Origin of the sequence: Streptomyces sp. NPDC006923 (genome assembly GCF_040635655.1) — a bacterium.
In the GTDB taxonomy this organism is placed as follows: domain Bacteria; phylum Actinomycetota; class Actinomycetes; order Streptomycetales; family Streptomycetaceae; genus Streptomyces.
In genome coordinates, this window is the sequence record NZ_JBEYIF010000006.1 from 115,927 (window position 1) to 140,573 (window position 24,647).

At 72.1% G+C, this 24,647-nt stretch carries 21 protein-coding genes; 13 read left to right on the plus strand and 8 right to left on the minus strand.

The annotated features are described in order from the left end of the window. The first annotated feature begins 28 nt into the window (after nt 1–28). Nucleotides 29–874, plus strand: a complete 846-nt coding sequence (locus ABZ707_RS13890; protein ID WP_360172898.1) for an alpha/beta fold hydrolase — start codon at nt 29–31, stop codon at nt 872–874. 92 nt (nt 875–966) lie between these two features. On the opposite strand, the gene ABZ707_RS13895 is transcribed toward ABZ707_RS13890, so the two are convergent. Continuing rightward, entirely contained in the window at nt 967–2,856 is a 1,890-nt protein-coding gene (locus ABZ707_RS13895; protein WP_360172901.1) for a DEAD/DEAH box helicase, read from the minus strand. Nucleotides 2,857–3,363: 507 nt separating this feature from the next. Here ABZ707_RS13895 and ABZ707_RS13900 point away from each other — a divergent pair. After that, complete coding sequence (locus ABZ707_RS13900; RefSeq protein ID WP_360172904.1) at nt 3,364–4,110, plus strand: ferritin-like fold-containing protein; 747 nt, start codon at nt 3,364–3,366, stop codon at nt 4,108–4,110. An 85-nt stretch (nt 4,111–4,195) separates the two neighbouring features. Here ABZ707_RS13900 and ABZ707_RS13905 read toward each other — a convergent pair whose 3' ends face one another. The 5 genes from ABZ707_RS13905 to ABZ707_RS13925 all read right to left on the minus strand — a co-directional run bounded on the left by ABZ707_RS13905 (nt 4,196) and on the right by ABZ707_RS13925 (nt 6,171). Then, complete coding sequence (locus tag ABZ707_RS13905; protein ID WP_319681305.1) at nt 4,196–4,462, minus strand: hypothetical protein; 267 nt, start codon at nt 4,460–4,462, stop codon at nt 4,196–4,198. Between the two features lie 186 nt (nt 4,463–4,648). Next, entirely contained in the window at nt 4,649–4,876 is a 228-nt protein-coding gene (locus ABZ707_RS13910; RefSeq protein WP_046500385.1) for a DUF3107 domain-containing protein, read from the minus strand. Between the two features lie 132 nt (nt 4,877–5,008). Beyond that, nucleotides 5,009–5,662, minus strand: coding sequence for a TetR/AcrR family transcriptional regulator (locus ABZ707_RS13915; protein ID WP_360172908.1), 654 nt, complete (start codon nt 5,660–5,662; stop codon nt 5,009–5,011). A gap of 162 nt (nt 5,663–5,824) precedes the next feature. Further along, nucleotides 5,825–6,052, minus strand: coding sequence for a hypothetical protein (locus ABZ707_RS13920; protein ID WP_360172911.1), 228 nt, complete (start codon nt 6,050–6,052; stop codon nt 5,825–5,827). Between the two features lie 50 nt (nt 6,053–6,102). Then, nucleotides 6,103–6,171: a cytochrome c3 family protein gene (locus ABZ707_RS13925; protein WP_360173834.1), complete on the minus strand. Its 69-nt coding sequence runs from the start codon at nt 6,169–6,171 to the stop codon at nt 6,103–6,105. Between the two features lie 26 nt (nt 6,172–6,197). Here ABZ707_RS13925 and ABZ707_RS13930 point away from each other — a divergent pair, with 26 nt between their 5' ends. The 11 genes from ABZ707_RS13930 (at nt 6,198) to moeZ (ending at nt 19,942) form a co-directional block, all read left to right on the plus strand. Further along, nucleotides 6,198–7,160, plus strand: coding sequence for an alpha/beta hydrolase (locus tag ABZ707_RS13930; RefSeq protein WP_360172914.1), 963 nt, complete (start codon nt 6,198–6,200; stop codon nt 7,158–7,160). 8 nt (nt 7,161–7,168) lie between these two features. Next, on the plus strand, nt 7,169–8,476 hold the full coding sequence (locus ABZ707_RS13935; RefSeq protein ID WP_360172917.1) for a DUF3152 domain-containing protein: 1,308 nt from the start codon (nt 7,169–7,171) through the stop codon (nt 8,474–8,476). 56 nt (nt 8,477–8,532) lie between these two features. After that, entirely contained in the window at nt 8,533–8,628 is a 96-nt protein-coding gene (locus ABZ707_RS13940; protein ID WP_319681311.1) for an Ms4533A family Cys-rich leader peptide, read from the plus strand. A gap of 227 nt (nt 8,629–8,855) precedes the next feature. Continuing rightward, a complete protein-coding gene (locus ABZ707_RS13945) occupies nt 8,856–10,580 on the plus strand; it encodes an ABC transporter substrate-binding protein (RefSeq protein WP_360172921.1) in 1,725 nt (574 codons plus the stop codon). Then, nucleotides 10,577–11,578, plus strand: a complete 1,002-nt coding sequence (locus ABZ707_RS13950; protein ID WP_360172924.1) for an ABC transporter permease — start codon at nt 10,577–10,579, stop codon at nt 11,576–11,578. The genes ABZ707_RS13945 and ABZ707_RS13950 overlap by 4 nt, the downstream gene beginning before the upstream one ends. Continuing rightward, entirely contained in the window at nt 11,575–12,564 is a 990-nt protein-coding gene (locus ABZ707_RS13955) for an ABC transporter permease (protein ID WP_360172927.1), read from the plus strand. Before ABZ707_RS13950 ends, ABZ707_RS13955 begins: the two co-directional genes overlap by 4 nt. Then, nucleotides 12,561–14,216 (plus strand): ABC transporter ATP-binding protein, encoded by a 1,656-nt coding sequence (locus ABZ707_RS13960; RefSeq protein WP_360172930.1) that lies wholly within the window; start codon nt 12,561–12,563, stop codon nt 14,214–14,216. The genes ABZ707_RS13955 and ABZ707_RS13960 overlap by 4 nt, the downstream gene beginning before the upstream one ends. Nucleotides 14,217–14,406: 190 nt before the next feature. Beyond that, nucleotides 14,407–16,137, plus strand: a complete 1,731-nt coding sequence (locus tag ABZ707_RS13965; protein ID WP_360172933.1) for a DUF3492 domain-containing protein — start codon at nt 14,407–14,409, stop codon at nt 16,135–16,137. After that, entirely contained in the window at nt 16,130–17,416 is a 1,287-nt protein-coding gene (locus ABZ707_RS13970) for a hypothetical protein (protein WP_360172936.1), read from the plus strand. Before ABZ707_RS13965 ends, ABZ707_RS13970 begins: the two co-directional genes overlap by 8 nt. A gap of 159 nt (nt 17,417–17,575) precedes the next feature. Then, on the plus strand, nt 17,576–18,550 hold the full coding sequence (locus ABZ707_RS13975; protein ID WP_360172938.1) for an NAD-dependent epimerase/dehydratase family protein: 975 nt from the start codon (nt 17,576–17,578) through the stop codon (nt 18,548–18,550). 213 nt (nt 18,551–18,763) lie between these two features. Further along, nucleotides 18,764–19,942, plus strand: a complete 1,179-nt coding sequence (gene moeZ, locus ABZ707_RS13980) for an adenylyltransferase/sulfurtransferase MoeZ (RefSeq protein WP_360172941.1) — start codon at nt 18,764–18,766, stop codon at nt 19,940–19,942. Between the two features lie 73 nt (nt 19,943–20,015). Here moeZ and ABZ707_RS13985 read toward each other — a convergent pair whose 3' ends face one another. Next, nucleotides 20,016–21,596, minus strand: a complete 1,581-nt coding sequence (locus ABZ707_RS13985; RefSeq protein WP_360172944.1) for an alpha/beta hydrolase — start codon at nt 21,594–21,596, stop codon at nt 20,016–20,018. A gap of 147 nt (nt 21,597–21,743) precedes the next feature. After that, nucleotides 21,744–24,467 (minus strand): lysylphosphatidylglycerol synthase domain-containing protein, encoded by a 2,724-nt coding sequence (locus tag ABZ707_RS13990; protein WP_360172947.1) that lies wholly within the window; start codon nt 24,465–24,467, stop codon nt 21,744–21,746. Nucleotides 24,468–24,647 lie beyond the last annotated feature (180 nt).

Here is a 24,647-nt window from a genome sequence, read left to right on the forward strand (position 1 = left end):
GGGCCGGTGCAGGGCCTAATCTCGTCGCATGAGTCGGCCGCCCACCTTCGTCCCGCCGCCCTGCGCCCGCGCCCTCAGCCTGTCGACCCGACGCGGCCGGTTCGCCGTGCTCGACGCGCGGCCGGCCACCGGCACGCCCCGGGCGACCGTCCTGCTGCTCCCCGGGTTCACCGGGAGCAAGGAGGACTTCATCCCGCTGCTGGAACCGTTCACCGAGGCCGGATACCGGGCCGTCGCCGTGGACGGCCGGGGCCAGTACGAGACCGAGGGACCGGACACCCAGGAGGCTTACGCGCAGGGCGAGTTGGCCGCCGATGTACTCGCGCAGACGGAGGCACTCGGGACCCCGGTGCATCTGCTCGGGCACTCGCTCGGCGGACAGATCGCCCGCGCCGCCGTCCTGCTGGACCGTGTCCCGTTCCTCTCCCTGACGCTGATGTCCTCGGGGCCGGCCGAGGTGGCGCCGGGGCAGCGGCAACGGGTCAAGCTGCTCAGCGACGCGCTCGCCACCCTGTCGATGGAGCAGGTCTGGGAGGCCATGCGGGCGATGGAACCGCCGGAGGAGACCCCCGTCGACGGCGCCGATCTGCGCAGACGCTGGCTGCGGACCAATCCCGCCCAGCTCATCGCCACCGGGCGTCAGCTCAGCGTCGAGCCGGACCGCGTGGACGAGCTGGCCGCCGTCCGGCTGCTGCCCAAGCATGTGCTCTCCGGAGAGCGGGACGACACCTGGCCGGTGCCGCTGCTCGACGCCATGGCGGAGCGGCTCGGGGCGCGCAGGACCGTGGTCGTGGGCGCCCAGCACTCGCCCAACACCGACCGGCCGCTGGAGACCGCCGCGGCGCTGACGGACTTCTGGGACGGCCACCACTGACCCGTGAGGGCCGCCACTGACGGCGGCGCGGTCCCGGCATGCCGACGGCCCGGCCCCTCCGCTCGGGAGGGACCGGGCCGCCGGGCCGTGGATCAGCTCTCGGGCTGGGCCGCGGTCGTACGGGCGCGGCGGCGGCGCGGCTGGGGCACCGCCTCCGCCTCGGGTGCCTCCGAGGTCGTCACGGCGGCAGTGGTCTTGGCGACCCGGGTCCTGCGGCGGGGCTTGAGTTCCGCCTCGGCTTCGGGGGCCCCGTCCGGGGCTTCGGCGGTCACCGCCGGGTCGGCCTCGATCTTGGTCTTGGCGACCCGGGTCCTGCGGCGGGGCTTGGGCTCCGCCTCGGCCTCGGCGGCCCCGTCCGGAGCCTCGACGGCCGGAGCGGCCTCAGCCGGCTTGGCCGTTCCGGCCGCCGGCTTGGCGGCCCTGGTACGGCGGCGGCGCGGCTTGGGCGCCGGTTCGGCGTCCGGCTCCGGCACCACGGACACGGGCTCGCTCGCCAGGGGCTCCGCGAGGACGTCCGAGGACTCCGGCACCGCGGTCTCCGCACCGGAGGACGCGACACCGACACGGGTGCGGCGGCGCCGGCGCGGGGTGCGCGGCTCGGCCGACTGCTCCGCTTTCTCCGGGTGCTCCGGGGCCTCCACCGCGGACGATCCCGAGACCTGCTGCTCGGCCGGCTCGGTGGTCTCCAGCGCGGAACCGCCGCGCGTACGGCGGCGCTGGCGCGGCGGGCGGGTACGGGCCGGACGCTCCTCCTGGACCGCCGCGGCGGCGGACTTGCGGCCACGGCCGCCCGTCTCGCCGAGATCCTCGACCTGCTCGGCCGAGAGACCGGCGCGGGTCCGCTCGGCACGCGGCAGGACGCCCTTGGTGCCGGCGGGGATGGACAGCTCCTCGAACAGGTGCGGGGACGTGGAGTACGTCTCCGGCGGGTCCGGGAAGCCGAGGTCCAGCGCCTTGTTGATGAGCTGCCAGCGCGGGATGTCGTCCCAGTCGACCAGCGTCACCGCCGTACCGGACGCGCCCGCCCGGCCCGTGCGGCCGATGCGGTGGAGGTAGGTCTTCTCCTCCTCCGGAGACTGGTAGTTGATGACATGTGTCACACCCTCGACGTCGATACCGCGAGCGGCGACGTCGGTGCAGACCAGTACGTCCACCTTGCCGTTGCGGAACGCGCGCAGCGCCTGCTCGCGGGCGCCCTGGCCCAGGTCGCCGTGGACGGCGCCGGAGGCGAAGCCGCGCTGCGCGAGCTGGTCGGCGATGTCCGCCGCCGTGCGCTTGGTACGGCAGAAGATCATCGCGAGCCCGCGGCCCTCGGCCTGGAGGATGCGCGCGACCATCTCCGGCTTGTCCATGGAGTGGGCGCGGTAGACGCGCTGTGTGGTGTTGGCCACGGTCGCGCCCGCGTCGTCCGGGGAGGTGGCGCTGATGTGCGTGGGCTGCGACATGTAGCGGCGGGCGAGGCCGATGACCGCGCCGGGCATCGTCGCGGAGAACAGCATCGTCTGGCGCTTGGGCGGCAGGAGCTGGATGATCTTCTCGACGTCGGGCAGGAAGCCCAGGTCGAGCATCTCGTCCGCCTCGTCCAGGACGAGCGCGCGCACATGCGAGAGGTCGAGCTTCTTCTGGCCCGCCAGGTCGAGCAGCCGGCCGGGAGTGCCGACAATCACATCGACGCCCTTCTTGAGGGCCTCGACCTGCGGCTCGTAGGCACGGCCGCCGTAGATCGCCAGCACGCGCACATTGCGTACCTTGCCGGCGGTCAGGAGGTCGTTGGTGACCTGCGTGCACAGCTCCCGGGTGGGGACGACGACCAGCGCCTGCGGGGCGTTGGTCAGCTTCTCGGGCACGGCACGGCCGGCCTCGACGTCCGCGGGGACGGTGACGCGTTCGAGGAGGGGGAGGCCGAAGCCGAGCGTCTTGCCCGTGCCGGTCTTGGCCTGTCCGATGACGTCCTTGCCGCTGAGCGCGACCGGGAGGGTCATCTCCTGGATGGGGAACGGAGTGATGATGCCGACGGCTTCGAGTGCTTCGGCCGTCTCGGGGAGGATTCCGAGGTCTCGGAAAGTCGTAGTCAGGGTGCTGCCTCTTCTGTGAGACGCGGCGCGAGGCGAACGCGGGGGTCGTACCGCACCTGGGTACTCGGCCGGCCGTGGATTGGCCGGATGGCGCGGGACCACTGCCATCGCTCGAGCGCTCGTGCCGCTGAGGGGGCCCCTCATCAGCAGTTCGTACGCTGCTGTGCGTACGATCCGCACGGAGGGCGGTCGGGTCGGAGCCGATCGGGCCACCGACCGGGCATCCTCGTGTGGGTTCGTCCGAGGGAACGCCCCTCGTACAAACACTGCGATCGCCCACCGGATAGTCGGCAGGCGCATTACCACTGTACCCCGGAATCGTGCATGTGTGTCGGGCGAATTCGTCGAAACGGTGTGGCGGCGGCGTGTGACCGGACCCTTACGCGGCGCGGAGAGCGGGCTATTGTGCCGTCCATGGAGACGCCCCACAACGCCACCGCACCCGCACCCGCAGCCGAGGAACCCACTGGCATCGCCGCCCAGGACTGGGCCACGGCCTCTGCCGAGCCGCAGTACCGCGCCGCGGTCGTGGATCTGCTGGGAGCGCTCGCCTATGGCGAGCTGGCGGCCTTCGAGCGGCTGGCGGACGACGCCAAGCTCGCGCCGACCCTGGCCGACAAGGCGGCGCTGGCCAAAATGGCCTCCGCGGAATTCCAGCATTTCGAGCGGCTGAATGAGCGGCTGCGCGCGGTGGACGCCGAGCCGACCGACGCGATGGAGCCCTTCGCGAAGGCGCTGGACGACTTCCACCGGCTGACCGCGCCGTCGGACTGGCTGGAGGGTCTGGTCAAGGCGTACGTCGGCGACTCGATCGCCAGCGACTTCTACCGCGAGGTGGCCGCCAGGCTGGACACCGACACCCGCGCCCTGGTGCTGGCCGTGCTGGACGACACCGGACACGGCAACTTCGCCGTGGAGAAGGTCCGCGCCGCGATCGAGGCCGAGCCCCGGGTCGGCGGACGGCTGGCGCTCTGGGCGCGGCGGCTGATGGGCGAGGCGCTCTCGCAGGCGCAGCGCGTGGTGGCGGACCGGGACGCGCTCTCCACGATGCTGGTGGGCGGGGTGGGAGGCGGCTTCGATCTCGCGGAGGTCGGCCGGATGTTCTCCCGGATCACCGAGGCCCACACCAAGCGGATGGCCGCACTGGGACTGGCGGCCTGACCCGGGAGGCCGGACCGCCCGGTGCCGGGCGGTCCACGGACCGTCCGGCGGCTGCGGGCTCCGCCGGACAGCGTCTGAACACGCCCTACGGCAGGGCCCGGCTCAGCCGGCGGCTCGCGGGGCGGAGCAGCAGAGACAGCAGCACCGCGCCCACCAGCAGCGCGCCGCCCAGCGTCGCCAGGACATGACCGGCGCCGAGCGCCATGTGCGTCAGATAGGCGCCGAAGAGGGCGCCGACCGGCCCGGTGATGAACACCGTCCGGCGCGCGGGCAGCCGGTGGGGCAGGCGACGGGCCGCGGCCCACGAAAGACCGAGTCCGAGCAGGACCGATCCGAGAGCTTCCCAGATCACTGCTGATCACCTCATCGCCGGGAGTGGGCACGTGGGTCGGAACCACTGTCAGACCCAGCACCTCACTACCCGTCCGACATGCGGCGCAACCCTTTCCCGATCACCGGCGGAGGCACCTTCCGCGCACAGCGGAACGGCCCCGCGGGACTCCCGCGGGGCCGTTCCGGATGCCAGTGACGACGCGGTCTACAACGCGCCGAATCCGACCCGTCGTGTGGTCGGCTCACCGATCTCCACGTACGCGACCCGCTCGGCCGGTACGAGGACCTTGCGCCCCTTGTCGTCCGTGAGACTGAGCAGCTGCGCCTTGCCGGCCAGCGCGTCGGCCACGGCGCGCTCGACCTCCTCGGCGGACTGCCCGCTCTCCAGAACGATCTCCCGGGGCGCGTGCTGCACGCCGATCTTGACCTCCACGGCTATGTCCCTCCGAACGGTCAGTGCGTTGCGCGGTCAGCCGCGCTGTACCCAGCACACATTAGCCGGGCGGGACGGGGCGCAGGACGCCGTGTTCGACGCCCGCAGCGAACAAGCGCCGCGGGAGGGCCCTCAGGGCCGGTCCGGGTGCTGTTCGGCGCCGTGCAGCGGGAAGCCGGCGATACCGCGCCAGGCCAGTGAGGTGAGGAGCCGCACCGCCTGTTCGCGCGGGATGGCGGACTCGCTGGAGAGCCAGTACCTGGCCACCACCTGGGAGACGCCGCCGAGGCCCACGGCCAGCAGCATGGACTCGTCCTTCGAGAGCCCGGTGTCCTCGGCGATCACGTCGGAGATCGCCTCCGCGCACTGGAGCGCGACGCGGTCGACGCGCTCGCGCACCGCGGGCTCGTTCGTCAGGTCCGACTCGAAGACCAGCCGGAAGGCGCCGCCCTCGTCCTCGACATAGGCGAAGTACGCGTCCATCGTCGCCTCGACGCGCAGTTTGTTGTCCGTCGTCGACGCCAGCGCCGTGCGGACCGCCAGGAGGAGCGCCTCGCAGTGCTGGTCCAGCAGCGCGAGATACAGCTCGAGCTTCCCGGGAAAGTGCTGATAGAGGACCGGCTTGCTGACGCCGGCCCGTTCCGCGATGTCGTCCATCGCGGCGGAGTGGTAGCCCTGTGCCACGAATACTTCCTGCGCCGCGCCCAGTAGCTGGTTGCGCCGGGCGCGGCGGGGCAGGCGGGTGCCTCGCGGGCGTGCCGCCTCGGTCTGCTCTATGGCTGTCACGCCGCCTCCCAAAGATCGTTCCGTGCGCGCGTTGCGCCGCCCGGCCATCGTACTTTTGGGTAACGGGGCTGTGCGTGGCGCGGACGCAGAATTTCACGGACCGGACGCCCCTGGTGACCGGGGACCTGCCCGGACGGGCACGAACACCGCCCCGGGGGCGGCTCAGCGGTAGCCGTCGTCGTCCTCGTCCAGGTCGACGGCCCGTGCCTGCTCGACGGCGTCCCCCTCGCTGGCCGTGCCCGGATCGATACGCGTCAGCGGCTCGTCGCCCCGTGGCCGCACGTCCCTGTGCTGCTCCACGGCGTCGGCCTCCGGGGTCTCCTCGTCCAGCTCGACGTCCTCGTCGTCATCCGTTCCGAGCGTCTCGGGATCCGTCGGGTCTTCCGGCATACGGTGCCCTTTCTCTTCGCGGGGAGAGGGGGCACGGGGCGAGTGACCCCTCATGACGAGCGTAGGAGTCCCGGATGCGTAACGCCATGCGGTCCATGGCACCGAACACACAAATCCATGCGTGATCGTCTCGTAACATTGCCGTATGTCTTCGACCGAGCTGCCGGAACCCCTCGCCGCCGCGGCGGCTCCGCGGGTGAGTCCCGTACGGGTCGCGGAGGGGGAGAAGCTCCGATCCGTGGCACTGTCCGGGGTCACGCTGACCTTACGGTCGCGGCCCGCCGCCCGTACCGGAGCGCCGCCCGCGCTGTATGTCCACGGGCTCGGCGGCTGCTCGCGGAACTGGTCCTCGCTGATGCCGCTCCTGGACGAGGTGGTCGACGGCGAGGCCGTGGACCTGCCGGGCTTCGGGGAGTCGCCGCCGCCGGACGACGGCGACTACTCGGTCACCGGTCACGCCCGCGCGGTGATCCGGCTGCTGGACGCGAGCGGGCGCGGCCCCGTCCATCTCTTCGGCAACTCCCTCGGCGGCGCCGTCGCCACCAGGATCGCGGCCGTCCGCTCCGATCTGGTGCGCACCCTCACCCTGGTCTCCCCGGCGCTGCCGGAGCTCCGGGTGCAGCGCTCGGCGGTCCCCACCGCGCTGCTGGCGGTGCCCGGCGTCACCGCGCTGTTCGGCAGGCTGACCAGGGACTGGACCCCGGAGCAGCGCACCCGGGGGATGATGGCGCTCTGTTACGGCGACCCGTCGACGGTCACCGAGGAGGAGCTGAGCAACGCGGTGCGGGAGATGGAGCGCCGGCTCGAACTGCCCTATTTCTGGGACGCGATGACCCGCTCGGCGCGCGGCATCGTCAACGCCTACACCCTCGGCGGCCAGCACGGGCTGTGGCGGCAGGCCGAGCGGGTGCTCGCGCCGACGCTGCTCGTCTACGGCGGGCGGGATCAGTTGGTTTCGTACCGTATGGCCCGCCGGGCGTCGGCCGCCTTCCGTGATTCCCGACTCCTGACACTCCCTGACGCGGGGCACGTTGCCATGATGGAGTACCCGCGGGAGGTCGCCCAGGCCTGCCGGGAACTCATCGACGACTACGACAGCAGGAGCTGATCCGGCGCGTGGGACGACACAGCCGCAGAGGCCCCGCTCCCCAGGGCTCGAAGAGCACGGACGGCGGCGCGTCCGGCGAACCGGAGCAGGAGGACGCGGCCGCGGGCAAGCGCCGGCGCGCCAATCCCCGGGCCGGCCAGGAGCTGGGGCAGCGCGCGAGACCGGAGCACGGCGGGCCGGCCGGCGGCGCTGCGCAGGTGCGCGGCGGCCATCCCGAACAGCGTGAGTCCGGCGGCGGCTGGGGTCCGGCGCAGCGCTACGGCGACCCCCGCGCCGCCCCGCGCCCGGCGGCTCCGCCCCGGCAGAAACGGTCGCCCGCGACCGAGGTGCCGCTGATCCCGGGGCCGCGACGGGAGTTCCTGGACGCGTTCGAGGTCTTCGACGCGTTCGACGCCCCGCCCTCCAGGACCGCCGCGCGGCAGACTCCCGCGCCGGCCGCGTATCCCTCGCTCGACGATCTGGCCGGCGGCGACGGGGCCGGCTCGGGCGGCGGTCCGGAGCGGCCCGCCAAGGGCGGCAAGGGGCGTGCCTTCACCGGGATCGCCGCCGCCGCGGTGATCACCGTCCTCGCCGTGGTGGTGGCCGGTCAGGTCGCCGACGGCGGCGGGAATCCGGTCGACGCCAAGGCGGCGTCCCGCCTCGACCGGGGCCCGGCCACCGGTGACGCCTCCCGTTCGGACGGCCGGCCGACTCCGCCGAGCGCGCCGCCGGTCGCGGGCTACGAGGAGCTGATGGCCGAGAAGCTCTCGCTCGACCCGAGGATGAAGGCGTCCGGAGACTTCACCGCGGTGCCGGGCTTCGAGAAGGCACCGGGCAAGGGGCGGAAGTACCGGTACCGGGTGGATGTCGAGAACGGTCTCGGCCTGGACGGGGATCTCTTCGCCAAGGCCGTCCAGAAGACGCTGAACGACGACCGGAGCTGGGCGCACGGGGGCGCGATGACCTTCGAGCGGATCTCCGGCGGCAAGGCCGACTTCGTGGTCACGCTGGCGAGCCCGGGGACGACGGCCGTCTGGTGTGCCAAGTCGGGTCTGGACACGACCGTCGACAATGTGTCGTGCGACTCGCTCTTCACCGACCGCGTGATGATCAACGCGTACCGCTGGGCGGAGGGCGCGGAGACCTATGGCGACGACGCGATGTTCAGCTACCGCGAGATGCTCATCAACCACGAGGTCGGACACCGGCTCAAGCACAACCACGAGGACTGTGAGACGCCCGGTGCGCCCGCTCCGGTGATGCAGCAGCAGACCAAATCGCTGAGCCTCAATGGCATCGAATGTGAGGCCAATCCCTGGCCTTATCCCGAGGAATGAGACAGCCGTCTCAAACAGCGTTGACATCGGGCGCGGGGTCGTTCATATTTCTGGGCATGTCACCCCGCCGCGCCGCTACCGGTCATGCCGTCATTGAGCTCACGCTCATTGGCGTGACCGCGCTGTGCGTGGCCGACATTCACTGTCGCTGAAGCCAGCCCGAGCGCGCGTCGGCCGATCTTTTCGCCGTAAGTGTCCGCGCCTGGGCGTATTCGTCCGCGAATAGGCATGGCAGGCAGGTCCTCTTCTTCCTCTCCGTCACTGCCGTGTGCGCGGGCGACGGGCGTTTCGCGCCCTTCCTCCCATCCCGTAGATCTCGCTGATCCCCGTTGATCCCGCTGAAACTCTGCCTGTGCAGCACACCGAGAGGCCTCTTCCGATGCGTCAACCGTCCGTCATATCCCGCCGCGTGGCAGCGGCAGCCGTCACCCTGGTCGTGGCAGCCGGTGCCGCGGCCTGCGCGGGCCCCGAGGACAACGATGCCAAGGCCGGTGCGACAGGCACGGCCAAGCCTCAGAAGGGCGGCACGCTCTCCGTCCTGAACAGCGACCCGCAGAGCGACTTCGACCCGGCCCGGCTCTACACGTCCGGCGGCGGCAACGTCCCCTCGCTGGTCTTCCGTACGCTGACCACCCGTAACCGTGAGAACGGCGCGGCCGGCAACAAGGTCGTCCCCGACCTCGCCACCGACACCGGCCGTCCCAACGCGGACGCCACGGAGTGGACGTACACCCTCAAAGAGGGCCTGAAGTTCGAGGACGGCACCCCGATCACCAGTGCCGACATCAAGTACGGCATCGAGCGCTCGTTCGCCGCGGAGCTCTCCGGCGGCGCGCCCTACCTGCGCGACTGGCTGATCGGCGGCGCGGACTACCAGGGCCCCTACAAGGACAAGAAGGGCCTCGACTCGATCGAGACCCCGGACGCCAGGACCATCGTCTTCAAGCTCAACAAGCCCGAGGGCGACTTCCCCTTCCTGGCCACCGCCACACAGTTCGCGCCGGTGCCGAAGGCCAAGGACACCGGAGCGAAGTACGAGGAGCACCCCGTCTCCTCGGGTCCTTACAAGGTCGTGAAGAACGAGGGCGACGGCGAGCACCTCGTGCTGGAGCGCAACCCGAACTGGTCCGAGAAGACCGACGCGGAGCGCCACGCCTACCCGGACAAGATCGACGTGAAGGCGGGCCTTGACTCGGCCGTCATCAACCAGCGGCTGACCACCAGCTCGGGCGCGGACGCCGCGGCCATCACCACCGACACCAACCTCGGCCCCGCCGAGCTGGCGCAGATCGGCAATGACAAGGCCCTCTCCGCCCGCGTCGGCACCGGCCACTTCGGCTACACGAACTACCTCGCCTTCAACCCGAAGGTGAAGCCGTTCGACAACCCCAAGGTGCGCCAGGCGATCTCGTACGCGATCAACCGCACCAGCGTCATCAACGCGGCCGGCGGCTCCGCCCTCGCCGAGCCCGCGACCACCTTCCTGCCGAACCAGAAGGCGTTCGGCTACACGCCGTACGACCACTTCCCGGCAGGCAAGACCGGCGACCCGGCGAAGGCCAAGGAACTGCTGAAGGAGGCCGGCTACCCGAACGGGCTGACCATCTCCCTCACCCACTCCACCGAGCAGAACCGCGAGACCAGCCCCGAGGTCGCCACGGCCGTCCAGGAGGCGCTGAAGCAGGCCGGGATCACCGTCAAGCTGGTGGGCCTGGAGACCAACGCGTTCAACGAGGCGCGCTGGACCATCAAGAACGGCCCCGGCTTCTTCATCTCCCGGTGGGGCGCGGACTGGCCGTCCGGCGGGCCGTTCCTGGCTCCGATCTTCGACGGCCGGCAGATCGTCAAGGACGGCGCCAACTTCAACCACGCGCAGCTCAACGACCCGGCGGTCAACAAGGAGATCGACGAGATCAACAAGCTGACCGACCCGGAGGCCGCCGCCCTGCGGTGGGGCGCGCTCGACAAGAAGATCGGTGAGCAGGCGCTCGACGTGCCGCTCTTCCACCCGGTCTACAAGCGGCTGGTCGGCAAGGACGTCAAGAACGTCGTGATCAGTGACTGGACCGGTGTCCTCGACATCTCGCAGGTCTCGGTCAAGTGAGCACTGTTCCTGATCTGCTGGCGCCCGGGGCGGTGGCGGCGACGCCCGCCGCCTCGGGCGCCCGCCAGGCGTGGCGACGGCTGCGGGCACGTCCCGCGGCCGTCGTCTCGGCCGTTGTGCTTCTCCTGCTGGTGGTGCTGGCGCTCGCCGCGCCGCTGCTCGCGGCGCTGGAGGGCCAGGACGCGAACTCGTACCACGACGCGCTGGTGGACTCGGCGCGCGGCGGTGTGCCGCTCGGCTCGTTCGGCGGCGTGAGCGGCGACCACTGGCTCGGAGTCGAACCGGGCACCGGGCGGGACCTGTTCGTACGGGTGCTGTACGGAGCCCGGATCTCGCTGCTCGTGGCCGTGGGCGCGACCGTGGTGCAGGTGGTGATCGGTGTCGCGGTCGGCCTGGCGGCCGGACTCGGCAACCGGTTCCTCGACAGCGTGCTCAGCCGGATCACCGATGTGATGATCGCGCTGCCCATGCTTGTCCTCGCCATCGCGCTGACGGCCGTCGTGCCCGCCGGTTTCCCGCGCCCGCTGCTGCTGATCCTGGTCATCGGGCTGCTCAACTGGGGCGGTACGTCACGGATCGTCCGAGCGCAGACGCTGACGCTGAAGCAGCTCGACTTCGTGGCCGCGGCCCGCCTCGGCGGCTCGGGCCGCTGGCGGGTGGCGCGGCGCGAGCTGCTGCCGTCGCTCGCGGCGCCCGTGATCACCTACGCGGCGATCCTGCTGCCCTCGAACATCGTGATCGAGGCCTCGCTGTCCTTCCTGGGCGTCGGGGTCAAGCCGCCGACGCCGTCGTGGGGACAGATGCTGTCGACCGCGCAGACCTGGTTCCGGGCGGACCCGATGTATGTCCTGCTCCCGGCCGGGCTGCTGTTTGTGACCGTCCTCGCCTTCACCGTGCTGGGCGACGCGGTGCGGACCGCGCTGGACCCGAGAGAAGCCAGCAGGCTGCGGATCGGGACGCGCAAGTCCCGCAAGATGTCCAGGGAAACGGCCTCATGACCCGCTATCTGCTCAAACGGCTCGCCGGCGCGCTGCTGGTCATGCTGGTGCTCTCCGTCGTGATCTACGCGCTCTTCTATCTGGCCCCGGGCGACCCGGCGCGGCTCGCCTGCGGCGAGCGGTGCTCCCCGCAGCAGGTCGCCCAGGTGCGGGAGCAGCTCGGTCTGGGCGACTCGGTGTACGCGCAGTACGCGCACTTCCTCCAGGGGATCTTCGCCGGGCGCGACTACTCCACCGGCACGGCCGCGCTGCACTGCGACGCGCCCTGCCTCGGCTTCTCGTACCAGACCGACCAGCAGGTCACCCAGCTCATCCTGGAGCGGCTGCCGGCCACCGCCTCGCTCGCCTTCGGCGCGATGGCGATCTGCCTGCTCATCGGCGTGGGCAGCGGACTGCTCTCGGCGCTGCGCCGGGGCGGGTTCACCGAGCGCGCGCTGACCGTGCTCACTCTCGCCGGGACCGGCACGCCCGTCTTCATCCTCGGGCTGCTGCTCCTGATGGTGGTGTGCGCCTATCTCCAGTGGCTTCCCTTCCCGTCGTACATCCCGCTGTCGGACAATCCCGAGCAGTGGGCGTGGAACATGCTGCTGCCCTGGCTCACGCTGGGCTTCTTCGAGAGCGCCAAGTACGCGCGGCTGACGCGCAGCTCCACGCTGGAGACGCTGGCCGAGGACCACATCCGCACCTTCCGCGCGTACGGGGTCGGGGAGCGGACGGTCGTCACGCGGCACGCGCTGCGCGGCGCGGTACCCCCGGTGATCGCGCTCAGCGCCATGGACCTCGGCACGATGATGGGCGGCGCGGTGCTGACCGAGTCCCTCTTCAACATCCCCGGCCTCGGCAAGACACTGATCGACGGCGTACGCGATGTCGACCTGCCGGTGGTGGTGGGAGTGGTGCTCGTCATCGGCGCCGCCGTCGTGCTGGCGAACGTGGTCGCGGACCTGCTGTACGCCGCAGCCGACCGAAGGGTGGCTCTCCTGTGACGGAGCAACTGGTCCTGGTGGACAACCTCACCGTCGACTTCTCGGCGGGAGAGGAGACCGTGCGGGCCGTGGACGGGCTGTCGTTCTCGCTCGACGCCGGCCGGGCGATCGGCCTGGTCGGTGAGTCCGGCAGCGGCAAGAGCACGGTCGCGGGCGCGCTGCTCGGTCTGCACCGGGGGACGGGCGCCCGCGTCGGCGGCGCGGTACGGGTCGGCGGGACGGATGTGAACGCCGCGTCCGACCGCGAACTGCGCGCGCTGCGCGGGGCGGTGGCCGCGATGGTCTTCCAGGACCCGCTCTCCTCCCTGGACCCGTACTACGCGGTCGGCGACCAGATCGCCGAGGTCTACCGGGTCCATACGGACGCCTCGCGACGGGCGGCACGCGCGCGGGCCGTGGAGGTCCTCGACCGGGTCGGCATCCCGGACGCGGCGCGCCGGGCGAAGGCCAGGCCGCACGAATTCAGCGGCGGGATGCGCCAGCGCGCGCTGATCGCGATGGCACTCGCCTGCGAACCCCGGCTGCTGATCGCCGACGAACCGACCACCGCGCTGGACGTCACCGTCCAGGCCCAGATCCTGGACCTCCTCCACGACCTGCGCCGCGAGACGGGCATGGGGCTGCTGCTGGTCACCCATGACGTGGGTGTCGCGGCGGAGAGCGTGGACGAGATCCTGGTGATGCGGGACGGCCGGGAGGTGGAGCGAGGCCCGGTGGCCGGCGTGCTCGGCACCCCGGCCGACGGCTACACCCGCACCCTGCTCGCGGCGGTGCCCCGGGTGGACGCGGCGGTTCTGACCCGGCCCGGCCCCGACCGGTCGGACGATGTGCTGATCGAGGCGGACGGCCTGCGGCGGGAGTTCCGGCGCGGACGCGAGACGGTCACCGCCGTGGACGGGGTGTCGCTCACCGTCCGCCCCGGCGAGACCCTGGGCATCGTCGGCGAGAGCGGCAGCGGCAAGACCACCCTCGGCCGGATGCTCGTACGGCTGCTGGATCCGTCCGACGGGCGGCTGCGCTACCGGGGCGCGGAGATCGGGACGCTGTCCGAGAAGGAGCTGCGGCCCTACCGGCGCGAGCTTCAGATGGTGTTCCAGGATCCCGTCTCCTCGCTCAACCCCCGCCGTTCGGTGGGCGAGTCCGTCGCGGACCCGCTGCGGGCCGCCGGAGTGCTCGACGAGACACGGATCGTGGCGCGGGTACGGGAGCTGCTGGAGCGGGTCGGCCTCGATCCGGACCGGTACGGCCGCTACCCGCACGAGTTCAGCGGCGGCCAGCGCCAGCGCGTCGGGATCGCCCGGGCGCTCGCGGCCGAGCCCCGGCTCATCGTCTGCGACGAGCCCGTCTCCGCACTCGATGTGACGACCCAGGCTCAGGTCACCGCCCTCCTGGCGGAGCTCCAGCGCGAGCTGGGCCTGGCGCTGGTCTTCATCGCCCATGACCTCGCCGTCGTACGGCAGGTCAGCGACCGGGTCGCGGTCATGCGGAACGGCAGGATCGTCGAGCAGGGCAGCGTGGACACGGTGTACGGCGCGCCCGCCCACCCGTACACGAAGCAGCTCCTGGCCGCTGTGCCCGCGCTCGATCCGGCCCGCGCCGCCGTGCGCCGGTCGGCCCGCAAGGCGCTCCCCGAAGGTGTGGCCGTGGCCTGACCTTCCGTAGCGAAAGGGCTCCGTAGCGCGACCGAACGCCCCGGGTCCGAGAAAGTTACGTGCATTCACCCCTTCCGGTGGTGCGACGGACAACCGTCCGTCGTACCACCGGTCTGTCCGCTTACGGTCTTCCCGCTGCGAGTCGCCGGATCAACGGCGGCCGCCCACAAGGGAGATCGGGGGTGTCCTCGTGCGGATCGGATTGCTTACGGACGGTGGCTATCCGTATGCGACAGGCGAGTCCAGGCTGTGGTGCGACCGGCTTGTACGCGGGCTCGCACAGCACGAGTTCGACATCTACGCGCTGGGCCGCAGCGCCCAGCAGGAAGAACGCGGCTGGATAGAGCTGCCGCCGCAGGTCCAGCGGGTGCGCACCGCGCCCCTGTGGGCGTCGGCCGACGACGGCCGCGGCTATGGACGGCGTGACCGCCGCCGGTTCGCGGCCCACTTCGGACAACTGGCCGCGGCCGTCTGCTCCGCCGACCCGCAGGGCCGGGAAGGCGCCCCGGACCCCGGAGGCGCCGACGGTTTCGCGGCGGGGCTCTACGGACTGGCCGACCTGGCCAGGGAGCGCGGCGGACTCTACGCCGCGCTGCGCTCCGAGACCGCCGTACGGCTGCTGGAGGCGGCCTGCCGGGCCCCCGGCGCACGCCGGAGCGTGCAATCCGCCACCGTCGCCGACTATTTGACGTTCGCGGACCGGCTGGAGCGCACCCTGCGCCCCCTCTCGCTGGACTGGTACGGCGACGACGCGCTGGGCGCGGCCGACCTCTGCCATGCCGCGTCCGCCGGATCCGCGGCGCTCTCGGGCCTGCTGGCCAAACGCTTCTTCGGGGTACCGCTGCTGGTGACCGAGTACGGCGTACAGCTTCGGGCGCACTACCTCGCCACCGCCGGTGTGAGCGCGCCGGCGGAACCCTCCGTCGGCGCCCCGGTCCGCGCGCTGCTCGCCGCCCTCCAGGGACGGCTGGCCGCCGAGGTCTACCGGCAGGCGGGTGTCATCACCCCTGGCAACACCCATGCCAGACGCTGGCAGGAGAGATGCGGCGCCGACCCCGCCAAGCTGCGCACGGTCTACCCCGGTGTGGAGGCCGAGCGGTTCTCGGCGGTGGGGGACGGGCCCGACAGCGCCGACCCCGCCACCCTCGTCTGGGTCGGCAGGATCGAACCGGCCAAGGACCTCGTCTCGCTGCTGCACGCCTTCGTCGAGGTCCGCAAGGCGGAACCGGACGCGCGGCTGCGGATCGTGGGCGCGCCCGCGCCGGGCCCCGCCGCGACGTCCTATCTCGCCTACTGCCGGGGCCTGGCCGCGCAGCTCTTCCCGGACGAGGCGGCCAACGCGCACACGGCGGGCGACAACCCCGTCTCCTTCGAGGAGATGGGCGGCCCGGAGGTCCCCGAACTGCCCGACGCCTACGCGGCGGGCGGTGTGGTCGTCCTCTCCAGCGTGGTCGAGGGCTTCCCGATCAGCCTGGTCGAGGCGATGTTCTGCGGACGGGCGACGGTCTCCACGGATGTCGGCGCGGTCGTCGAAGTCATCGGCGGTACGGGGCTCGTGGTGCCCCCGCGCAATCCGCGGGCGCTCGCGGACGCCTGCGTCGCGCTGCTGCGCGACCCCGAGCGCCGCGAGCGGCTGGGCGCGGCGGCGCGCTCCCGGGCGCTGGAACTCTTCAGCGTCGAGCAGAATCTCGCGGCGTTCCACGGCATCTATCTGGAACTCATCTCGCGCAGCCCGGTACGGCGGGCCGCGGAGGCCGTGAACGCGGCGGGGGAGCCGCTGCCCTTCGCCAACCCGGCCGAGACCTATGTCCCCGGCCGCTGGACCGCCGGGCGCCCGCCGCTACCGAAGCGCACACCGCGCCGTACGGACCCGGCCGTACCGGTCGGCGCGCGCGCCGGAGCGGGGGAGAGCGATGTCTGACGGAAGCGCTCCCCCGAACGCGCCGCGTACGCCGGACATCCCCGGGGCGCCGGGCGCACCGGCTGCCGCCGGACCGGACCTCTGGGACTTCCGCGCGCTGCTGCCCGGCGAGCCCCCGGCGCCCCCGGCGCGTCCGGCGGAAGAGACGGCCGGGACGGCGTCGTCCGGCGCCGGCGGGAGGAATCCGGCCGCCCGGCGGGGCCCCGCCGATCCGGTCAGGACCCTGATGCACCGGCACCGGCTGCTCTGCGAGCAGGCGGTCGACCCGCTGGAGATCGCCGCCGGCCTCGAAGCACACGGGATCACCGACCGGACGGCCGCCCGCTTCCGGCACCGGGACGTCTTCTCGCTCGCCGAGGAGCTGTACGCGCGCGTCCCGCGCGGCACGGACCGGGAGACCCCGGACGGGGCCGCGTCCGGCGCGGACCCCGGCGCCCGCCGGGCCCGGCGCGTGGGGTGGACGGACCGGTCCCGGTGGGCCGTCCTCGCGCTGCTGCCCGGTGCCGTGTGCTGCCTGACGCTGGTGGCCCTCGCACACAGCAGCGGGCAACGACAGCTCGCGACAGCCCTGGCGGGAGCCTGTGTGCTCTCCGGGACGCTCTCCGCCGCCCTCCGGCGCGGGCCGCTGCGCGCCGAGGGCCGCAGGGTCCCGGCGGCGGGGGTCTGGGTGTACTGGCTGCTGGCCTTCCTGCTCGTCGGCGAGGCGGCGCTGGACCGGCTCGCCGGCGACCTCCCCGGCGCTCCCTGGGCCGCGGCCCCGACCCCTCTGGCGGTGCTCGCCTGCTCCGTCGCGCCCGCCGCCTGGTGCGCCCATCTCTTCTCCGTTCGGGCGCGGCGCCGGCTCAGGGACAGCCGGGGACTCGCCGACTTCGCCTCCGGTGCGCGTCCGCTGCTGCTCGCCGCCGTGGGACTGTACGCCGCCGCGCTCACCGGTCTCTCGCTGCTCGCCGCGCCCGCCTTCGGGGACGACGGGCCCGGTGCGCTCGCCCCCACCGTCACCCTGGGCACCCTGCTGTTCCTCGCCCGGCTGCTGACGGTCCACGGCTTCCCGGAACCGGCGGCCACCGGACTCGCCGCCGCCTGCGCCGTGGAGGCCCTGGCCTGCCTGTCCGCGTCGGCGGGCCGGCTCCCGGGCGGTGAGTTCCTCGCCGTGCCCGTGCGGGCCCTCGTCCACGACTGGGGAGCCGGCACCGTCTCCGCGCTCGCCTGTGGAGCGGCCGCCCTCGGACTCCTCACACACGCCGCCGTCGCCCTCTCCCGGGCCTCGGCCCACCGCTGACGTACGTATGCGTCCCGGCACCCCGCCATCCCGGTCCCACGGAGCCGCCGATATCCCCCACGCACCCCGTGACAAGCGCACCGCGACACACCTCAAGGAGACGACAGACATGACCCCGCGAAACCCAGCACCGGCCCTGCGGCACCGAGGGGCCGCGCGATGAGGGTCCTGCTGCTCGGCGCCAATGGATTCCTCGGCCGTTTCGTGGCCGACCGGCTGCTCGCCGACCCCGCCGTCCATCTCACCGCGCTCGGCCGCGGCGACGACGCCGACGTACGGTTCGACCTCGCGGGCGGCAGCCCGGGAGCCCTCACCCGCTTCCTGGACGCCGTGCATCCGGGGGTCGTCATCAACTGCGCGGGCGCGACCCGCGGCGGTGCCCGCGAACTGACCCGCCACAACACGGTCGCCGTCGCCACCGTCTGCGAGGCCCTGCGCCGCAGCGGCTGCGGCGCCCGCCTGGTCCAGCTCGGCTGCGCGTCGGAGTACGGGCCGTCCCAGCACGGCTCGTCGACCGCGGAGGACGCCGTGCCGCGCCCCGGCGGCCCGTACGGCGTGAGCAAGCTCGCCGCCTCCGAACTGGTGCTGGGCGCCGGGCTGGACGCCATCGTGCTCAGGGTGTTCTCCCCGGTCGGCCCCGGGACCCCGGCGGGCTCCCCGCTCGGCCGGCTCGCGGAGGCGATGCGCCGCGCCATGCAGTCGGGCGACGGCGAGCTGAAGCTCGGCGGTCTCGGAGTGCAGCGCGACTTCGTCGACGTACGCGATGTGGCGCGCGCCGTGCACGCCGCCTCGCTCTCCGCCGCCCAGGGCATCGTCAATATCGGCACCGGCCGCGCCGTCCGGCTCAGGGACGCCGCCGCCGTCCTGGCCAGGGTCGCCGGCTACGCGGGCGCCATGCATGAGCTGGACGTGCCCGCGGGGCCGGTCCGCTCCGGCCACGCCACGGTCGGCGCCCCCCGGGGCGAGCCGATGGTGGAACACCTGGGCATCGGTCCTTTCCCGTATCCCGACGGCTGCGGGAGCTGGCAGCAGGCGGACGTGCGCACCGCCCGGGACCGGCTCGGCTGGCGGCCCCGGATCAATCTGGAGGAGTCGCTCGCCGACATCTGGATGGAGGCGGCATGCCGCATCTGACCGCGGCGGCCGGCCGGCCCCGGGCGTTCCGCCGCCCGGGGCCGGCCCGGCTCCGGTCCCTCTGACGACGGGCGCTCCGGAACACTGCCCGGCCACTGGGACGGCTCCGTCTCGCGGGACGGACCGGGTGTCTCGGAATGAGTGGGACCGTGGCAGTGTTATGAGGTTAAGAACCGTACTGAATGACCGACCAACCCCCTTGTTGAGGTCCTTGTGTCGCTGCCACCCCTGGTCGAGCCCGCTGCCGAGCTCACCGTCGACGAGGTCCGCAGGTACTCCCGTCATCTGATCATTCCGGACGTCGGGATGGACGGGCAGAAGCGGCTGAAGAACGCGAAGGTGCTGTGTGTGGGGGCCGGGGGCCTTGGCTCCCCGGCCCTGATGTACCTGGCCGCCGCCGGTGTCGGCACGCTCGGCATCGTGGAGTTCGACGAGGTCGACGAGTCGAACCTGCAGCGCCAGATCATCCACAGCCAGGCCGACATCGGCCGGTCCAAGGCGCAGTCCGCGCGTGACTCCGTCCTCGGTATCAACCCCTATGTGAACGTGATCCTTCACGAAGAGCGGCTTGAGGCCGAGAACGTGATGGAGATCTTCTCGCAGTACGACCTGATCGTGGACGGCACGGACAACTTCGCCACCCGCTATCTGGTCAACGACGCCTGCGTGCTGCTGAACAAGCCGTACGTATGGGGTTCGATCTACCGCTTCGACGGCCAGGCCAGCGTGTTCTGGTCCGAGCACGGCCCCTGCTACCGCTGCCTCTACCCGGAGCCCCCGCCCCCCGGCATGGTTCCGTCCTGCGCCGAGGGCGGCGTGCTGGGCGTGCTCTGCGCGTCCATCGGTTCCATCCAGGTCACCGAGGCGATCAAGGTCCTGGCGGGCGTCGGCGAGCCGCTGGTCGGCCGGCTGATGATCTACGACGCCCTGGAGATGCAGTACCGCCAGGTCAAGGTCCGCAAGGACCCCGACTGCGCGGTCTGCGGTGAGAACCCGACCGTCACCGAACTCATCGACTACGAGGCGTTCTGCGGTGTCGTGTCGGAGGAGGCCCAGGAGGCGGCGGCCGGTTCGACGATCACTCCCAAGCAGCTCAAGGAGTGGATCGACGACAAGGAGAACATCGAGATCATCGATGTCCGGGAGCCGAACGAGTACGAGATCGTCTCGATCCCCGGCGCGAAGCTGATTCCGAAGAACGAGTTCCTGATGGGCACCGCCCTGGAGACCCTGCCGCAGGACAAGAAGATCGTCCTGCACTGCAAGACGGGTGTCCGCAGCGCGGAGGTCCTGGCGGTGCTCAAGTCCGCGGGCTTCTCGGACGCGGTGCACGTCGGTGGCGGTGTCATCGGCTGGGTCAACCAGATCGAGCCGGACAAGCCGGTCTACTGAGACCTGAGGGTCTTCGACGGCGGAAGGGGCCGGTCCACGCCACGTGGACCGGCCCCTTCGACGCGCTCGGCCCTCAGTCGCACACGGTGCCCGCCGCGGGCACCTTGTCGTTGAGCAGATAGCCGTTCACGGCGTCCTGCACACAGGCGCTGCCGCTGTTGTACGCGCCGTGGCCCTGCCCGCGATAGGTGATCTCGACGCCGACGCCCTTGCCCAGCGCGGTGGCCATCGCCTTCGCGCCCGCGTAGGGGGTCGCCGGGTCACCGGTGTTGCCGATGATCAGGATCGGGGCCGAGCCCGGAGCGCTCACATCGGGTGTCGTCCACTGCCCCGGCACCGGCCACTTGGTGCAGCCCATCAGCCCCCAGCCCAGGAAGTCGCCGAAGACGGGCGAGGCCGCGCGGAACTCCGGGAGCTTCGCCTTGGTCTGCTCCAGCGTGAAACGCTCCTTGGAGTCCACACAGTTGACGGCCGCGTTGGCCGCCTGGAGATTGCTGTACTGGCCCTTCTCGTCGCGTCCGTTCATCGAGTCGGACAGGGCGAGCAGCAGGGCGCCGCTGCCCGCGTCGGCCTCGTCCACGCCTTCCTCCAGCAGCGGCCAGAACTCCTTCGAATAGAGCGCCTGCGCGATGCCGTTGGTGGCCTGGGTCTGCGTCAGCTCCCGGTTGCCGATGCCCGCGATGGGCTGCTTGTCGAGCCGGTCGAGCAGCCCCGTGATGTGCGCCTCGACCTCCTGCGGAGTACTGCCGGGCAGTTTGCAGGCGTCGCCGCGGGCCACGCAGTCCTTCTCGAAGTTCTCCAGGGCGAGCTGGAAGCCCTTGGTCTGGCCGAGCGAGCCCTGTTCGGAGTTCTCGGTGGGGTTGACGACGGCGTCGAAGACGGCCCGGCCGACGGACTTCGGATACAGATGGGCGTAGACGCCGCCCAGTTCGGTGCCGTACGAGATGCCGAAGTAGTTGAGCCTGTTGTCGCCGAGGACCTTCCGCATCGTCTCCATGTCGCGGGCGGCGTTGGCCGTGCCCACGTACGGCAGCGCGGTGCCGGAGTTCTTCTGGCAGGCCGCGGCGTAGGTCGCGAGCCCGTCGGTGAAGGTCTTCTCCTCGGCGGCGTCGTCCGGGGTGGCGTCCTGGGCGTAGTACACGTCGAGCTGCCGGGCGCTCTCGCACTCCACGCCGTCGCTGCGGCCGACCCCGCGCGGGTCGAAACTGACCAGGTCGTACCGGGAGCGGAGCTTCTCGTAGTCCTTGGCGAAGGACGGCAGCGTGGCGACACCGGAGCCGCCGGGGCCGCCGAAGTTGAAGACGAGGGAGCCCATCCGCCGGGCCTGGTCGCGGGCCTTGGCCCGGATGAGCGCCAGCTTGATCGTGGCGCCGTCCGGCTTGGTGTAGTCGAGCGGGACGGTCATGGTCGAGCACTCCCACTGGGCGCCGCCGGGCAGCGGTGACGGCGCCGTACCACCGCCCTCCGCCGTGTCCGGGGCGGGGCATCTCTTCCAGGCCAGCCGCTGGGACGCCATGTCCGTGGGCTTGGCCGTACTGCCGGACTCTCCGCTGCCGGCGCCTCCGTTGTCGGAGCATCCGGTGGCGGCCAGCAGTGCGGCGGCGGTGACGGCGGCAAGACCCGTGCCGCGCCGGGTGGCGGGGGATGTCGGCATGGCCCCATCGTGCGCCCCGGCGGCGCGGGCCGCGCGGGGCCGCGGGCCATGCGGGTGGCGGCCACTTGCCCCGGCCACACCTCCGGGAGCCGCCGGAGCGGCGCCCGGCGCCGGAGCGCGAGCCGGCGCGAGGCGAAGGGAGCGGTCCTACAGCGCTCCCTTACGGGTGAGATGGCTGAAGCTCAGCCAGCCGGGCAGCACCGGCAGCCACAGCGTCAGCAGCCGGTACAGCAGCACGGCGGGCGCGGCCACCTCCTTCGGCAGCCCCACCGCGATCAGACCCAGCGTCAGCGCGCCCTCGACCGCGCCCACACCGCCCGGTGTCGGCGCCGCCGAGCCCAGCGCGTTGCCCGCGAGGAAGACCACCGCGATGCTCGCGTAGCTGAGCTGCTGGTTGCCGTTGTCGAACGCCCGGATCGACGCGTCCAGGCACATCACGAACACGCCGGTGAGCAGCAGCATCCCGCCGATGCCGGTGAGCAGCTTCAGCGGCCGTTGCAGGACGTCCAGCATGCGCGGCACCACTCCGGCGAACAGCGAGCGCAGCCGGGTCACCACGAATTTGCGCAGGAACGGGATCGCGGTCACCACCAGCACCAGCACGGCCACCGTCAGCAGACCGGCGATCACCGTCCTGGACGGGGTGAGCGACGCCGTCTTCTCCGTACCGGTGAGATAGCCGAAGGACAGCAGCAGCAGGATGTGCGCCCCGAGCCCGAAGAGCTGCGACGCTCCCACGCTGGCCACGGCGAGTCCGGGCCGTACCCCGGCCCGCTGGAGGAAGCGGGTGTTCAGCGCCACACCGCCGACCGCGGCCGGCGCGACGATCTTCACAAACGACCCGGCGACCTGGGCGACGACGGTCCGCAGGAACGGCACCCGCTCCGGCACGAAGCCCAGCAGGCTCATCGCCGCCGCGACATAGCTGAGGGCCGAGAACGCGACGGCCGCCGCCACCCAGCCCCAGTGCGCCTGGGCGACGACCGTGTTGAAGTCGAGCTGGGTGAACTGGGTGAGCAGGAAGTAGGCGGCGACGGCCCCGGCGATGAAGCTGATGAGCGTGCGCGGCTTGATCCGTTCCAGCCGCACCGGCTCGACCGGCGCCAGCGGCCGGATCAGCAGCACCTGCCGGCGCATCTGGGAGAGCAGATCCTCCTCGCGAGCCTCGTCGAGCGCCTCGTCTATGGCCCGCTTCTCCGCCTGCTTCTCCGCGCGCAGGGACTTCCGGACGGCCTTGCGGTCGCCGTCCGCGGCGGCCGCCTCCGCCGCCTTGGCGCGCTTGTTGGTCTCGGACGCCTCAAGCACCGCCTCCCGCTCGCGCTGCGACCGCTCCCGGGCGAGCCGGCGCAGGGTCGCGCGGGTGGAGCGGCTCAGCGCGATCGGCTGGAGCAGCGGCAGACAGTCTGCGACCGCGTCCGGGCCGAGGACCTCGACCGCCGCGGCGACCGACCGTTCCGCGCCGACGCGCAGCCCCATCGTGGTGAGGAGCTGGGCGGTGTCCATGCGCAGGACGAGATCGCCCGCCGCGATCTCGCCGCCGCGCAGCTCCGTGAGGATCACCCGGCCCGACCGGTCCACCAGGAGGGCGTCGCCGGTGAGTCTGCGGTGGGCGATACGGCGTGACTGGAGCGCCTTCACCTGCCGCCAGGCCCCGCGCACCAGTTCGTCGGAGATCTCCGAGTCCGCCAGCGAGTCGAGCGTCCGGCCGCCGAGGTGCTCGTAGACGAGCATGACGGCGTCGGGACCCAGCTCCGAGGTGGCGATGAGCTTGGGCGCGTTGGCCCCGGCGGCGATGGCCGCGTACGCCAGCAGCGCTTCCTGTTCCAGGGCCTGGCGCAGGGACGGGATGGATCTTCGGGTGGTGATGGAGCGCAGCGCGAGCTGCCGCCACACCCGGTAGAAGAAGCCCTGCGCCTGCTGTTCCCGGTCGACGACGGTGACATCGAGCGGCGGACCGTCCTCCAGGGAGACCAGATAGCGGCGGCCCCGGTCTCCCTGCTCCGAGGAGTCGGCCGCGTCCTCCGCGCGCATGGCGCTGACCGGGCGGAAACCGACCCGGCGCAGACCCGCCATCAGATTCTGGCCGGTGGGCCGGACATTGGGGGAGCCGACCGCGTACAGCGTGCCGTAGGCGACGGTCCAGCCGATCAGCACGGTGAGAATGATCGAGAACGGTGTGGTGTAGCCGGCGACCAGCATCGCGAAGGCGTCGAGCAGCAGCACCACCCAGAGCACCACCCGCCATCTCGGTCTGCGGGCCATGCCCACCGCCGTCATATAGGCGATGACGGGCGCGAGATAGCCGTGCACGGGGTCGGTGAGCCCGGCGCCGAGCTGGGGCCGGGTCAGGGCGTCCTGGATGGAGCCGGGCGCGGACCTGGCGACCCAGAGGTCGGTGGCGAGGGTCACGCCATGGGCGAGGACGGCCGCGAGCACGCCGTCCGCGATCCGCAGTCCGTCGCGTTTGATCAGCCGTTCGATCGCGAAGGCGACCGGGACGAGCAGCACGGCGATGCTGGACACCAGTCCGGCCAGCTTGACCATCAGATCGGGAGCCTGGCCTGTGCCCTTGCTGATGTCCTGCTCCAGGCCCGAGGTGGTGCCGTGGGCGAAGGCGGAGAGGCCCAGGACAAGGGCGATGGCCAGGACGCCGATGAGTACGCGCAGCAGATCGGCGGGGCGGTGGACGCGGGCCGGGAGCAGCGGCTCGTCGCCGGAGACCCGGTCGGCGCGGGTCGCGCCGCTGGCGCACGCCTCCTCGTCCGGGTGGGGCCCGCCGCCGGGCTCCGGGTCCGGACCGTCGTCCGGCCGTGGGCCGGTGTCCGGGCGCGCCTCAGCGCCAGAGGGACTCGCCGCCGCGGGAGGCTGCACGGCCTGCTCCTCTGCCGAGTGCGCTTCTTCTTGATCTCGTATCACCAGTCACCGCCCGGATGATGGTGGCACGAGCGGACGACAGAGGGGGGCATCAGGGTGCATTGCGGGGGCACGGGGTGTGCGAGATACGTCCCTTTGTGTGCGTACGTACACAGGGTGACCGGGCGAACGCGTTCC

Bases quoted from the DNA above. Each gene is read 5' to 3' on its own strand.
- ABZ707_RS13940 (WP_319681311.1), top strand. From the start codon at position 8,533: ATGTCACCCCGCCGCGCCGCTACCGGTCATGCCGTCATTGAGCTCACG.
- ABZ707_RS13970 (WP_360172936.1), top strand. From the start codon at position 16,130: ATGTCTGACGGAAGCGCTCCCCCGAACGCGCCGCGTACGCCGGACATC.
- ABZ707_RS13945 (WP_360172921.1), top strand. From the start codon at position 8,856: ATGCGTCAACCGTCCGTCATATCCCGCCGCGTGGCAGCGGCAGCCGTC.
- ABZ707_RS13890 (WP_360172898.1), top strand. From the start codon at position 29: ATGAGTCGGCCGCCCACCTTCGTCCCGCCGCCCTGCGCCCGCGCCCTC.
- ABZ707_RS13895 (WP_360172901.1), bottom strand. From the start codon at position 2,856: ATGACCCTCCCGGTCGCGCTCAGCGGCAAGGACGTCATCGGACAGGCC.
- ABZ707_RS13955 (WP_360172927.1), top strand. From the start codon at position 11,575: ATGACCCGCTATCTGCTCAAACGGCTCGCCGGCGCGCTGCTGGTCATG.
- ABZ707_RS13930 (WP_360172914.1), top strand. From the start codon at position 6,198: ATGTCTTCGACCGAGCTGCCGGAACCCCTCGCCGCCGCGGCGGCTCCG.
- ABZ707_RS13985 (WP_360172944.1), bottom strand. From the start codon at position 21,596: ATGCCGACATCCCCCGCCACCCGGCGCGGCACGGGTCTTGCCGCCGTC.
- ABZ707_RS13975 (WP_360172938.1), top strand. From the start codon at position 17,576: ATGAGGGTCCTGCTGCTCGGCGCCAATGGATTCCTCGGCCGTTTCGTG.
- ABZ707_RS13900 (WP_360172904.1), top strand. From the start codon at position 3,364: ATGGAGACGCCCCACAACGCCACCGCACCCGCACCCGCAGCCGAGGAA.
- ABZ707_RS13920 (WP_360172911.1), bottom strand. From the start codon at position 6,052: ATGCCGGAAGACCCGACGGATCCCGAGACGCTCGGAACGGATGACGAC.